Origin of the sequence: Microbacterium sp. bgisy189 (assembly GCF_965345345.1) — a bacterium.
Taxonomy (GTDB): domain Bacteria; phylum Actinomycetota; class Actinomycetes; order Actinomycetales; family Microbacteriaceae; genus Microbacterium.
This window is the reverse complement of record NZ_CBDRMZ010000002.1, coordinates 366860-379353: the sequence shown is the minus strand read 5'-3', so window position 1 is coordinate 379353 and position 12494 is coordinate 366860. Positions and strand designations below refer to the sequence as shown.

Annotated in this window: 10 protein-coding genes; 3 read left to right on the top strand and 7 right to left on the bottom strand. The window is 70.9% G+C overall.

The annotated features are described in order from the left end of the window. The first annotated feature begins 16 nt into the window (after positions 1-16). The gene (locus ACSF8R_RS04790) at positions 17-415 is read left to right on the top strand and encodes a DUF1304 domain-containing protein (RefSeq protein ID WP_434810716.1); all 399 of its coding nucleotides are present in this window, start codon (positions 17-19) and stop codon (positions 413-415) included. A 109-nt stretch (positions 416-524) separates the two neighbouring features. Here the strand turns inward: ACSF8R_RS04790 and ACSF8R_RS04785 are convergent, their stop codons facing one another. From ACSF8R_RS04785 to ACSF8R_RS04770, 4 genes are all read right to left on the bottom strand, one after another. Next, positions 525-1082 carry a thermonuclease family protein gene (locus ACSF8R_RS04785; protein ID WP_434810816.1) on the bottom strand — a complete coding sequence of 186 codons (558 nt, stop codon included), beginning with the start codon at positions 1080-1082 and terminating at the stop codon, positions 525-527. A gap of 166 nt (positions 1083-1248) precedes the next feature. Further along, the gene (locus tag ACSF8R_RS04780) at positions 1249-1656 is read right to left on the bottom strand and encodes a transferase (protein ID WP_434810715.1); all 408 of its coding nucleotides are present in this window, start codon (positions 1654-1656) and stop codon (positions 1249-1251) included. 15 nt (positions 1657-1671) lie between these two features. Further along, entirely contained in the window at positions 1672-2766 is a 1095-nt protein-coding gene (locus tag ACSF8R_RS04775) for a glycosyltransferase (RefSeq protein ID WP_434810714.1), read from the bottom strand. Further along, positions 2763-3704 carry a phosphodiester glycosidase family protein gene (locus ACSF8R_RS04770; protein ID WP_434810713.1) on the bottom strand — a complete coding sequence of 314 codons (942 nt, stop codon included), beginning with the start codon at positions 3702-3704 and terminating at the stop codon, positions 2763-2765. The genes ACSF8R_RS04775 and ACSF8R_RS04770 overlap by 4 nt, the downstream gene beginning before the upstream one ends. Positions 3705-3791: 87 nt before the next feature. Between ACSF8R_RS04770 and ACSF8R_RS04765 the strand changes: the two genes are divergently transcribed. Beyond that, positions 3792-4466: a YitT family protein gene (locus ACSF8R_RS04765; protein ID WP_434810712.1), complete on the top strand. Its 675-nt coding sequence runs from the start codon at positions 3792-3794 to the stop codon at positions 4464-4466. Between the two features lie 24 nt (positions 4467-4490). Here the strand turns inward: ACSF8R_RS04765 and ACSF8R_RS04760 are convergent, their stop codons facing one another. From ACSF8R_RS04760 to ACSF8R_RS04750, 3 genes are all read right to left on the bottom strand, one after another. Next, on the bottom strand, positions 4491-5264 hold the full coding sequence (locus ACSF8R_RS04760) for a DNA-formamidopyrimidine glycosylase family protein (protein WP_434810711.1): 774 nt from the start codon (positions 5262-5264) through the stop codon (positions 4491-4493). Positions 5265-5272: 8 nt separating this feature from the next. Next, positions 5273-10045: an Lhr family ATP-dependent helicase gene (locus ACSF8R_RS04755; RefSeq protein WP_434810710.1), complete on the bottom strand. Its 4773-nt coding sequence runs from the start codon at positions 10043-10045 to the stop codon at positions 5273-5275. A gap of 118 nt (positions 10046-10163) precedes the next feature. Beyond that, entirely contained in the window at positions 10164-11861 is a 1698-nt protein-coding gene (locus ACSF8R_RS04750; protein WP_434810709.1) for an ABC-F family ATP-binding cassette domain-containing protein, read from the bottom strand. Positions 11862-12144: 283 nt separating this feature from the next. On the opposite strand from ACSF8R_RS04750, the gene ACSF8R_RS04745 reads away from it, so the two are divergent. Further along, positions 12145-12405, top strand: a complete 261-nt coding sequence (locus ACSF8R_RS04745) for a hypothetical protein (protein WP_434810708.1) — start codon at positions 12145-12147, stop codon at positions 12403-12405. The last annotated feature ends 89 nt before the right edge of the window (positions 12406-12494 follow it).

Sequence of the window (12494 nt, the reverse complement as noted above, 5' to 3'; positions counted from 1 at the left end):
GCGCTACTGTCAGCGCATGGTGCCGATCATCGCAACCGTCGTCGCGGCCCTTGCCGCGCTGCTGCACGTGTACATCTTCATGATGGAGTCGATCCAGTGGACGCAGCCCCGCGTGTGGAAGCGGTTCGGGGTCGCCGATCAGAACGCCGCCGAGATCACGCGGCCCATGGCCTACAACCAGGGCTTCTACAACCTGTTCCTCGCGATCGGCGTCGTCATCGGTCTTGTGCTGTTCTGGGCGGGCGGGCCTGAAACGATCGCCGACATCGCCGGTCGCACCCTCGTGCTGTTCAGCCTCGGTTCGATGCTGGCCGCCGCGCTCGTGCTCATCACGAGCGGCTCGAAGTACCTGCGCCCCGCGATCATCCAGGGCACCCTGCCCCTGTTCGGCTTCGTCCTGTTCCTCTTCGCCTGACGCCCCGTCGGCTCAGCCCGCCCCCGCGAGACTGCACCTGCGCTGTCGAGACCGCGCGAAATTTGACCGGTCTCGACAGCGTCAGTGCTGTCTCGCGTCCGGAGCGGGGTCACTCGCAGGTGAGCCAGATGCCGGACCCGGACTGCTGGGCGGAGCGTTCTGCGTCGGCGAAGGTCGCCGCGTGCTCGGTGTTCGGTTCGATCGTGAGGGTGCGCGCGTGGCCGGCGCGCAACTGCTCGGCGTTGAGGAAGGCGCCCGCATCCGTCCACGCGTAGACGAGCGCGCGGTCGTAGCGATCGCGTGGCTCGGCGCCCGGCACGACCCAGACCGTGGCGCCGTCCGGCAGCAGGCCGCGCAACGCCGACTGCGACTCCTGGGCGCCGCACTCCTGTGTGGGCGTGCCCTCTGGCGCGTCGATGCCGATGAGGCGCACTTCGACTTCGCCGTCGGCGAAGCCCTCGGCATCCACCGCGATCGCACGCAGACTGTCGCCGTCGTAGACGTGGTCGACGGTCAGGGCGACCGCGCCGTCTGGGCGTGTACCCGTGTCGCCGCCGGATGCCGGGGCCGACGGGTCGGCGCAGCACGCTTCGCTCAGCCGCGGCACGATGAGCAGTACCGCAGCGATCGCGACCGCGACGAGCACCGCCGCCACGACCAGTCGCATCTTCACGCCGCGATGCTACCGGCGTCCGCTGCGCCGCGTGTCCGGCATCCGCTCCGGTGCGTCTGTGAGGGAGTCCGCGATCCCAGGACGAGCCGGGCGTGCTGCACGGGGACTCAACCGAAAAGCCCGGACTCGGTGAGTCCGGGCTTTCGCGACAGCAATGGCATCAGGCGGCGAGGCGCAACCCGCGACGGTCGGTGGCGACGCGTTCGCCCTCGCCGACCTGCTCATCGTCGCGGATGAGCGACGAAGCGGCGACACGTGCGCCGGCTCCGACGTGGGCGCGGACGCCGATCTTCGCGCGTTCGCCGATCGCGGCGCCCGGCCCGATGTGCGCGTGCGGCGCGATCTCGGCCTCGGCGCCGATGACGGCGTCGGGTTCAACCCACACGCCGCGCCCGATGTGCGCCCCCGCGGCCACCTGCACGCCCGGTTCGACGTACGCGCCCGCTTCGACGAGCGCGCTCGGGTGCACCTTCGCGCCGTGCGCGATGAGGCCCCGGCCGTTGACGTGCTTGCGGTAGCGCAGCGACTGTCCGTGGTCGTTCTCGATGTCGACGTAGTTCTTGCCCAACGAAACCTCCTGGATCTACGACAACGATTCGACCCGCGTGTTCATTCCCGTGTGCGCACGTTCGATCGGACGTTCGCGCGGCGCGAACACGACGGCCCGCTGCACCGAGAAGCTGACGAGAAAGAGCGTCGCGTCGGTGAGGATCTTCGCGGGCAGGGTTGCGATGCCGATGTCGAGCAGTGCGGTGAGCATGCCGAAGCTCGCCGTCATGATCAGCACGGCGAGCGACGCGTAGCGGATGGCCGCCGTCCGCACCGGCACGTCACGGCCCGACCGGAAGACCACACCGCGGTTGACGGTGAAGTTGACCGAGGCGCTCAGCAGCCGCGCCGCGACGACCGACAGCAGCAGCCACCCCGTCAGTGCGTGGATGACGAGCAGCGCGATGGTGTCGATCGCGAACGCGAGCAGCGCCGAGAGGGAGAACCGCAGCAGCGGTGCGTAGATGCGCACCGAGTCGACGAGGGGGCGGAAGTGGCTCGACACGTTCCCCTCGAGATACACCGTCTCGATCGGTACCTCGATGAGCCGGATGCCGGCGGCCCGAGCCCGCAGCAGCATCGTGAACTCGTACTCGAACCGGTCGCCGGGGAGGGACTGCAGCCACGGCACGACGCTTGCGGGAAAGGCCCGCAGTCCGGTCTGCGTGTCTTGCAGGCCGGTGCCGGTCACCGCGCGGAACATCCAGCGGGTCACGGTGTTGCCGATCCGGCTGCGCGCGGGCACGTCACCGACGAACCCGCGGGCACCGAGTACGATCACCCGCTCCTCGTCGCTGCATCCGGTCGACTGCGCCGCGAGGGCTGCAGCGACCTTCGCGATGTCGGCGGGCGTGTGCTGCCCATCGGCATCCGCCGTCACGATGTCGGCACCCGGCCAGCGCCGGGCGGACTCGGCGAACCCGGTGCGCAGTGCCGCGCCCTTGCCGCGGTTGACCGGATGCCGTACGACGACCGCGCCGGCGGCCTCGGCATCCGCGAACACCGTCGCGAAGCGTTCGCCCGACCCGTCGTCGACGACGAGCACCGGCACCGGGAGCATCTGCACGAGCGCGACGAGGCGGGCGTTGGGCTCGTACGCCGGGATCAGGACGATGTTCACGGCGCTCATCCGGCGATGTAGAGGATGTCGCTGGTGGCGCGCTCGCCGCCGTTGCTGGGCTGGTTGACGACTTCGCCGTTGAACCACATCTCTGCCGAGCCGCCGCCGTCGAGGTTGTAGGCGGTCGTCGCGCCGAGCGGGACCATGATGTCGGCGAGCTCGGTCATCGTCACGCCCCGGCTGTAGCCGTCTTCGCGGCCGTCGACGACGACCATGACGATGTGGTTCTCGTCGATGATGCCGATCGCGGTGCGCGGCTGCTCGCCCTGGATGGAGTGGTTGCCGAAGTTCGTGTCGATCTCGACCTCGTCGATGCCATCGATCACCGCGCCGTCCTCGACGAGCGCGGGGCCGAAGCTGAGGGTGTTCCAGGCGCCGTCGGCGAGCAGTTCGTCGGCGGTCGTGGTGGTCTCGTCGTACACGGCGACCGTGCCGTCTTCGTAGAAGACAAGCCCTTCGCGGGCGCCGTCGTCGCGGTAGACGACGCCGTTGCGGATCACGATGCCGGTGTCGCGGAACCCGTAGTAGTCGCCATTGATGGCGAAGACGGCCCCATTGGCCTCGGCGGTCTCGCTGACGAGCGCGGTGATGTTCTCGCCGAACTGGTTGTTCGCGAACGCGCTGCGCAGCACCGTCGCGTCACTCAGGGTGATGTCGGCGACGTAGGAGGTGACGGTGTCGTCGCCGGACCCTTCGGTGTACTGCGTGATCTCGATCGACGCGTCGTCGGACGTGTACGTCGTGTCGGTCGTGACGGCTTCGGTGTCGGCCTCGTCGTCGGTCGTCGTCGCGGTCGTGCCGGACTGCTCGGCTTCGTAGGCGGCCACGTCGGAGACTTCGACGTGGGGGATGACGAACCGGTCGAGCGCCCACACGGTGCCGCCGGTGGCGGCGAGGGCGACGACCAGTCCGCCGGCGGTCAGTGAGGAGGCGAGGCGTCGGTTCATGCGCTTCAGTGTGCGCAGCCGTGTGATGGGCACCGTAGGGCGAAGCTATGCGGCGTCTATGAAGCGTGCGGGCGGCGATCTGTGAGGATGGATGCCGTGAGTTCCGCCCCCGCACCCGACGCCGCCGACGCGCCGGAGACCGGCCCGTCGCTCGTATTCGAGCGGGAATCGACCGCACACACCGTTCCCGAGGATGTGCTCGGGCTGCTCACCGGCACGTTTGCGGTGTCGTTCGGGCTGTACCTGCTGCACACCGCCGGTGCGGTCACCGGCGGTACGGCGGGGCTCTCGTTGCTGCTGGGATTTGCGACCGGGTGGCCCTTCGCGCTGCTGTTCGCGGTCATCAATCTGCCGTTCGCGGTGCTCGCGATCTGGCAGAAGGGCTGGAACTTCACGATCCGCACGGTCGTCGCGATCGGGCTCGTCTCGGGGTTCTCGTGGGTGCACGAACAGCTCTTCGACATCGCTCGGCTCGACCCGTGGTACGGCGCGCTCGCCGGCAACCTGCTCGCGGGCATCGGCCTGCTGATCGTGTTCCGTCACCGCGCGAGCCTCGGCGGCGTGAACGTGATCGCCCTCGTCCTGCAGGACCGCACCGGCTTGCGGGCGGGGTGGACACAAATGATCTTCGACGTGCTGATCGTGCTGGCGTCGTTCCTCGTCGTGCCGTGGCCGAACGTGCTGATGAGCGCGGCCGGTGCCGTGCTGCTGAACCTCGTACTGGCGCTCAACCACCGCCCGGGCCGGTACATCGGGCACTGACGCCGGGCCCCTCGAGGTCGCGGTTCAGGGCTGGCACATCGGGCACCAGAACACGATGCGCTCCGCGGTCGCCGATTCGCCCAGGTCGGTGCGCGCGATGAGTGTGCCGCAGCGGCGGCACGGCTTGCCCTCGCGGCGGTACACCCACGTCTGCCGCCCGGGTCTGCTGTCGCCTGTGAACGTGCGCGGCACACGGTCGCGGTTGGCGCGGATCATCCGTGCCCCGGTGTCGATGAGTCCCGTGACGTCGACATCACGGGCGCGGGCGGTGGGGCGGATGCCGCGGACGAACAGCAGCTCGTTCGCATACTCGTTGCCGAACCCGGCGACGTTGCGCTGGTCGAGCAGCGCGACGTGGATCGCCCGGTCGTCTGCGGCGAGGCGGCGCGCGGCGTCGGCCGCATCCCAGTCGGGGCCGAGCGGATCGGGACCGAGGTGCCCGACGACGCGGCCTTCGTCGGCGGTGGGCAGCACTTCGACCATCGCGAGGTCGTAGCCGACGGCTTCGGCGCGGGCGGTCGCGACGATCGCGCGGGCGCGGAACGCGGGTTTGCGCCACCGGTCGCCGGGGCGATGCACGGCCCACTCGCCCTCCATCTTGAGGTGGGAATGCAGGGTCTGGTCGCCGATGCGCATCAGCAGGTGTTTGCCGCGCGGGGTCACATCGCGCACGTGCTGCCCGGTGAGGTCGGCGGTCGCCGAACCGGGCACGCGGATGTCGAAGCGCGTGACCGCGCCGCCCGCGAGCGCGTCATGCAGGCGCTTCGCGGTGCGGAAGACGGTGTCGCCCTCAGGCATGCGCTCGCTCAGCCATGGGTCGCCTTGCGCAGGGTGAGGCCGCGTGCTGATTCGACGAACCCGCCGTCGCGGAGGGCGCGACCGGCGGCCGACGTGTAGACGAACTCGCCGTTGACCTGCTCGACCGTCAGGGTCTCGAGTCGCCGCGCGCGGGAGGTCGCGACGAGGTCGCGCGCGGCAGCGGCGAGCACATCGGCGTCGTCGGTGAAGGCGAGGGCGGTGCGTCCGCCGCGTTCGAGGTACAGGCTGAGGGCGCCGTCGACGAGTACGACGAGCCCGCCGGCCTTGCGACCCGGTCGATGCGAGACGCCCTCGAGCGCCGGCCACGGCAGCGCCGCGCCGTACGGATTCGCGGGGTCGGTCGCAGCGAGGGTGATCGCCTGGAGCGGTGCCGGGTCGGCGACGGAGGCGTATTCGCGAAGCCGGTCGACCGTGGCGGATGCCGCGAACTGCGCGGCGCCGAGCTTCTCGATGAAGTAGCCGCGGCGGCAATGCCCGGCATCCTCGAATCCGGCCAGGGTGCGGTAGGTCTGCGCGAAGCCGCCGGGCGTGCCCTCTGCCTGCACGGATCCGCGGGTGACGACGCCGTAGCGGTCGAGCAGCAGGCTCGCCGAGGCGGTCGCGCGCAGGGCGAGATCGGCGGATGCCGCGGGCAGCAGCGACCAGCGGCCTCCGACGAGCGGTGGTCGCTGCGGCGCCGTCGGGCGTGCCAGCGAGGTGCCGCGGAACATGCGGGTGCGCGGGGTGCGGCGTGCGGTGCGGTGCGCCTGCGATCCGCCGCCGAGCAGCGACCGCACCGGCGCGAAGGTGTCGTTCGTGATGCGCCCGGCCCATGCGAGCGACCAGAGCGCGTCGACGACGGACTGTTCGTTCTCGGCCGCCGTCATGCCGACCAGTTGGGCCGCGAAGTAGGCGCCGCCCGCGCCGAGGGCGTCGAGCACGCGCGTTTCGAGCGGTGACGGGTCGTGCTCCTGCGGGGCCAGAGTGAGTGGTGCCGCGTCGGCGGGATGCAGGGCGACCCAGCCGTCACGGCCGGGCAGTGCGCCGTGTCCCGACCAGACGACCTCGCCGGTCGCGGTGAGCTCGTCGAGCATGGCCGGGGCGTAGTCGCGCACCCGCGATGGCAGGATGAGCGACTCCCACGCGCTCGCCGGCAGCGGCACGCCCGCGAGCTGCTCGACGACTGCGAGCACGCCGTCGATGCCTTCCAGCGGTCGGGTCAGATGCTGCCACACGGGCAGGAACCGTGCGTACGCGGCGGGTGAGACGGGTTCGACGGCGCCGCGGATCGCCGCGAGCGAGCGCAGCCGCAGCCGCCGAAGCACCTCGGTGTCGCACCACTCCAGGTCATCGCCGCTCGCGGATTCTGCGGGCAGGAAGTATCCGCTCGACAGCCGCCCCTGCGATTCGAGGCGCTGCAGCGTCTGCCGCGCGACGGCGGTGCCCACACCGAGTCGTGCGGCGACGTCAGACGTGCGGAACGGACCGTGCGTGCGTGCGTGCCGTGCGACGAGATCGGCGAGCGGATCGACGACCGGTTCGAGGAAGGCGGTCGGGATGCCGACGGGCAGCGCTGCGCCGAGCGCGTCGCGCAGGCGCCCGGCGTCCTCGATGGCAGCGACCCGTGCGACTCCCGCGACGGTCACCGGGATCGCCCGCCGCGCCGCGATGAGCGCGTCGAGGTGCGCCTGCGCGGTCGCCGGCGTGGCAGACGGCTCGGGATCCCCCGGTGGTCGAGTGCCGTGGCGCGGCGACGGTGTATCGAGACCCGCCTCACCCTCCGGAGCCAGCCGCGCCGCGACTTCCTCGGCATCCAACGGTCCGAGCAGTCGCAGCAGGTCGGCGGCGCCCTCGACCCCACGCACCCGACGGTCGGGCGCGAGCCGCTGCACCTCGGCCTCGAACTGGGCGATGATCGCGGGGTCGAGCAGCTCACGCATCTCGACCTTGCCGAGCAGCTCGCTCAGCAGCGCCGGGTCGACCGCGAGGGCCGCTGCACGCCGTTCGGCCAGCGGCGAGTCGCCCTCGTACATGAACGCGCCGACGTACCCGAACAGCAGGTCGCGCGCGTACGGTGACGGCTGGCTCGTCGTGGTCTCGACCAGCCGGATGCGGCGGTCGCCGATCGCGCGAGCGAGGCGGAGCAGGGCGGGCAGGTCGTAGACGTCCTGCAGCACTTCGCGCAGCGTCTCCAGGATGATCGGGAACGTCGGATGCCGCCGCGCCACCTCGAGCAGTTGCGCCGACTTCTGGCGCTGTTGCCAGAGCGGCGACCGGCGGTTCGGGTTCAACCGCGGCAGAAGCAGCGCGCGGGCCGCGCATTCCCGGAACCGTGAGGCGAACAGGGCTGAGCCGCCGACCTCGTCGGTGACGAGCTGTTCGAGCTCGTCGGGTTCGAAGACGAACAGCTCCGCGCCGGGCGGTTCAGTGTCGGCATCCGGTACCCGCGCGATGATGCCGTCGTCGCTCGCGACCGCCGCGCCCTCGACCCCGAGACGCTCGCGGATGCGGGCGTTGACGGCCAGCGCCCACGGTGCGTGCACGTGCATGCCGTACGGGGAATGCAAGATGACGCGCCAGTCGCCGACTTCGTCGCGCGACCGTTCGACGGTGAGCGTGCGGTCGGTCGGGAGACTGCCGGTCGCCTCGCGCTGTTCGGAGAGGTACGACAGCAGATTGCCGATCGCGTTGTCGTCGAGACCCGATTCGCGCAGGCGCGCAGTGGCCTTCTCGGGGCCTGCGGCCGACACCTCGCGGGTGAAGGCGCCGAGGGCTTCGCCGAGCTCCGCGGGTCTGCCGAGGCCGTCGCCGTGCCAGAACGGCAGTTTACCGGGCTGCCCGAACGCAGGGGTCACATTGACGCGGTCGTGGGTGATCTCGACGATGCGCCACGACGTCGTACCGAGCGTGAACACGTCGTTCACGCGCGACTCGTAGACCATCTCCTCGTCGAGTTCGCCGACCCGGGCGTTCCGGGTCTCGCCCGCGACGAACACCCCGAACAGTCCGCGGTCGGGAATCGTGCCGCCGCTCGTGACCGCGACCCGTTGCGCGCCGGGGCGACCGGTGAGCGTGCCGTGATCGCGGTCCCAGATGACGCGGGGCCGCAGTTCGGCGAACTCGTCGGACGGGAATCGCCCCGACAACAGGTCGAGCGTCGCCTCGAACGCCGACCGCGGCAGGGTGCGGAACGGGGCGGAGCGCCGCACCGTCTCGAACCACTCCTCGACGTCGATCGGTGCGAGGGCGGATGCCGCGATCGTCTGCTGCGCGAGGATGTCGAGCGGGTTGGACGGGACCGCGATCGCTTCGATCTTGCCCGCCAGCATCCGCTCGGTGACGACGGCGGTGTGCAACACGTCGCCGCGGTGCTTCGGGAACAGTGACGCCTTGCTGATCTCGCCCACCTGGTGGCCGGCGCGACCCACGCGCTGCAGCCCGGACGCGGCCGACGGCGGCGCTTCGACCTGGATGACGAGGTCGACGGCGCCCATGTCGATGCCGAGTTCGAGGCTGCTCGTCGCGACGACGCAGCGGAGGATGCCGGATTTCAGCTCGTCTTCGACCTGCGCGCGCTGCTCCTTCGACACTGACCCGTGGTGCGCCTTCGCGAGCACCGGGTCGGCGCCCGCGCTGACCCCGGCTTGCGCCATCATTTGCGCGGGGGGTCTCGATACACCGTCGCTGCGCGACGGCACTCGACCACCGGGCGAGCGTTCGGTCGTTGAGCGAGCGGAGCGAGACGAAACGCCCTCGCCATCCCCTGCGCCGAGCCGCTCCTCGTAGATCTCGTTGAGCCGTCCGGTGAGTCGTTCGGCGAGGCGGCGCGAGTTGGCGAACACGATCGTGGAGCGGTGGTCGAGGATGCGGTCGACGATCGCCTCTTCGACGTGCGGCCACACGGATCCGGTCATCTCCGTCGTCTGCGGCGGCGTGTACCAGTCGTCGCCATCGCCCGTGTCGCCGGCGGCCTCGGCATCCGGTTCGTCGGGTGCGCCGGCCGGCGCCGGCGGGTTCGACATGTCTTCCATCGGCACGACGACGCTGAGGTCGAACGTCTTGCTCGCCCGCGGCGCGACGATCTCGACCGGCGCCGCCCCGCCGAGGAACCGGGCGACCTCGTCGATGGGCCGAACGGTCGCCGAGAGGCCGATCCGCTGCGCCGGTTTCTCGAGCAGCGCGTCGAGGCGTTCGAGGCTTACGGCCAGGTGCGCGCCGCGCTTGGTGGCGGCGACAGCGTGCACCTCGTCGACGATCACGGTGTGCACGCCGCGGAGCGTCTCGGCCGCCTGCGACGTGAGCATGAGGTACAGCGACTCGGGCGTCGTGATGAGGATGTCGGGTGGATCAGTGACCAACCGGCGACGGTCGGCCGAGGTCGTGTCGCCCGAGCGCACGCCGACCGTGACCTCGGGCACCGGGATGCCGAGGCGACGGGCGGACTGCCCGATGCCGACCAGCGGTGAACGGAGGTTGCGCTCCACGTCGACGCCGAGCGCCTTGAGTGGCGAGATGTAGAGGATGCCGGTGGTCCCGGCATCCTTCTTCCGGCGCGAGCCTTTGGTCGCCGGCACCGTCACCGGCTTGTCGCGGAAGACCCGGTCGATCGCCCACAGGAACGCCGACAGGGTCTTGCCCGATCCGGTCGGCGCCACGACAAGTGCGTGCTTGCCAGCCGAGATCGCCTCCCACGCCCCGGTCTGCGCCGACGTGGGCGCCGAGAACGCGCTCCGGAACCAGTCCTGCGTCGCAGGACCGAAGCGCTCGAGCACGTCAGCCATCCCCTTATCTTCGCGCGCACCGCCGACATCGGCATCCTCGCGATCGGGACGCACTCGCAGGACGCGTGTGGCGGCATCCGGGATGCCGAAGCGACCACACGCGCCCTGCAAACGCGACTCAGGCTATGACCAACTCCCGAACAGTCAACGCTCCCTCGCGCAGTTCGAGCACCAGGTCGGGCTCGAGGCGCGCAAGGAACGCGTCGTCGTGGCTCACGACGAGCACCGCGCCGCGGTAGGCGGACAGTGCTGCGACGAGTTGGTCGACCGTGTCGAGGTCGAGGTTGTTCGTCGGCTCGTCGAGGATCAACAGCTGCGGTGGCGGATCGGCCAGCAGCAGCCGGGCCAGCGCGACCCGAAAGCGCTCGCCGCCCGACAGTGCCGCCACGGGGCGCAGCACGGTGTCACCGCGCACGAGGAACCGGGCGAGCCGGTTGCGCAACTCCACATCGCCGACCCCGGGCGCTGCCCGCCGCATCGCGTCGAGCACGGTCTCGTCGTCGCTGAGCCCATCCATCCGCTGCGACAGGTATCCGATCCGGTCGGTGTGCGCTGACGCCCGTACCGAACTCCTCAGTTTCTGGTCGGATGCCGGGGACTCGGCCGATTCCGGCCCCCTATCGCCCGAAACTGAGGAGTTACGCACGCCATCGCCGTCATCGTCACCCCCGCCGGATGCGACGAGCCGCTCCAGCAGCGTCGTCTTGCCCGCGCCGTTCGGCCCGATGAGCGCGACGCGCTCCGGGCCCTGGATCACCCACTCGCGCTCCGCGTCGCCGAGCGTCGCGATGCGCCGGCCGGCTGCGACCGCAGGGTCGGGCAGGTCGATGCGTACGGCGTCGTCGTCGCGGACGCGCCGCTGCGCGGCATCCAGCGCCGACCTCGCCGACGCCTCCTTCGCGGAGGCCTCGCCACGCAGCTTGCCGGCCGACACCTGGGCGGCGTTCTTGCGGTTGCCGGCGACGATCCCGGGCACGCGCTTCTCGGCGAACGCCTTCGCGCCCATCGCCTGCCGCGTCGCGATCGTCGCCTCCGCAGCGATCCGGTCGCGCTTCTCGCGCCGCAGCACCTGCCGCGCGGCTGTCTCGGCCTGCTGGGCCGCAGCCTGTTCGGCATCGAGCCACGCCCGCCACTGCGAGTACGGCCCGCCGAACACCGACAGGGTGTCGTCGTAGAGCTCGGCGGTGTCGTCCATGAGCTCGAGCAGCGCGGTGTCGTGGCTCACCACGATAAGCGTGCCCCGCCACGTGCGCACGAGCTCGTGCACGCGCGCGCGGGCGTCGCGGTCGAGGTTGTTCGTCGGCTCGTCGAGCAGCGCAATCGGCGCACCGCGCAGCCGCACGCCGACCAGTGCTGTGAGCACGGCCTCGCCGCCGGAGAGCTGCCCGACCGTGCGGTCGAGGGCATCCGGCGGCAGCCCCGCCTCGGCAAGCGCGGCGCCGGCGCGCGCTTCGACATCCCAGTCGTCGCCGACCTCGTCGAACCGGGCGGGGTCGACGTCACCGGCGGCGATTGCGCGCACGGCATCCAATGCTCGGGCGATGCCGAGCACGTCGGCGACGCGACGACCGGTGTCGAGCGTGAGCCGCTGGGGGAGCAGGTCGACGGTGCCGGTCGTCGAGATCGAACCCGAGGTGGGCGCGAGGTCACCGGCGATCAACCGGATGAGCGTGGTCTTGCCGGAGCCGTTGCGGCCGACGAGGCCCGTGCGTCCCGCGGGGAACGCGCCGCTCACGTCCCGAAGGGAGACCGTGCCGTCGGGCCAGGTGTGATGCAGGCGGTCGAGGACGACCGCGGGTTGAGGTGTCTGGGGCATGGGGTGCCTCCGTTCGTGTCGGTTGCGGACGCGCAGACACGACGGACACCGGATGCCTTCAAGAGGCCGGATGGCTGACGGTCGGCGCGGATGGAATCGCGCAGACTCGTCGGTGAACGTCCCGGAATCGGGGTCGACGGTTCAGCGCAGGATCACAGCGCGATCGCGTCGATTGCTTTCAACGGCTCTTCCTCACACTCGGGACAGGACCTCCCCATGGTAGCGGAGGCATCTCCGCCGTGGGAGGGATGCCGGGGCGCTCGCCCCTGCGTAGCGTCGAAGCATGGACGATCAGCAGCCCGATGACGCCGAGAAGGATGGCGATGGCACGAACTCGTGGGCCTGGGGTGCCGGGATCGCGATCGGACTCGGCGTCGGCATGTCGTTCGGCGTCGCGCTCGACAACATCGGCATTGGCGTCGCGCTCGGTGCGGGCATCGGTGTCGCGATCGCGATCGCGCTCGGCGCGGCATCCTCGAAGCCCGGCCGCGACGGCGACGCGCCCGACGACGACGCACCCGACGCGCCCGACTCCGCACGCTGAGTGGCACCCTTCGCCTGGCGCAAGTTGCGGCATCCGCGTCGGCTGACGACCAAACGTGCCAGGCGAGCGGCGGCGTGTCGACCATGCGC

What these genes read in the sequence shown, in the direction of transcription:
- ACSF8R_RS04755 (WP_434810710.1), bottom strand. Translation starts at nt 10,045, where the DNA reads ATGGCTGACGTGCTCGAGCGCTTCGGTCCTGCGACGCAGGACTGGTTC.
- ACSF8R_RS04770 (WP_434810713.1), bottom strand. Translation starts at nt 3,704, where the DNA reads ATGAACCGACGCCTCGCCTCCTCACTGACCGCCGGCGGACTGGTCGTC.
- ACSF8R_RS04765 (WP_434810712.1), top strand. Translation starts at nt 3,792, where the DNA reads ATGGATGCCGTGAGTTCCGCCCCCGCACCCGACGCCGCCGACGCGCCG.
- ACSF8R_RS04790 (WP_434810716.1), top strand. Translation starts at nt 17, where the DNA reads ATGGTGCCGATCATCGCAACCGTCGTCGCGGCCCTTGCCGCGCTGCTG.
- ACSF8R_RS04760 (WP_434810711.1), bottom strand. Translation starts at nt 5,264, where the DNA reads ATGCCTGAGGGCGACACCGTCTTCCGCACCGCGAAGCGCCTGCATGAC.
- ACSF8R_RS04745 (WP_434810708.1), top strand. Translation starts at nt 12,145, where the DNA reads ATGGACGATCAGCAGCCCGATGACGCCGAGAAGGATGGCGATGGCACG.
- ACSF8R_RS04785 (WP_434810816.1), bottom strand. Translation starts at nt 1,082, where the DNA reads ATGCGACTGGTCGTGGCGGCGGTGCTCGTCGCGGTCGCGATCGCTGCG.
- ACSF8R_RS04775 (WP_434810714.1), bottom strand. Translation starts at nt 2,766, where the DNA reads ATGAGCGCCGTGAACATCGTCCTGATCCCGGCGTACGAGCCCAACGCC.
- ACSF8R_RS04750 (WP_434810709.1), bottom strand. Translation starts at nt 11,861, where the DNA reads ATGCCCCAGACACCTCAACCCGCGGTCGTCCTCGACCGCCTGCATCAC.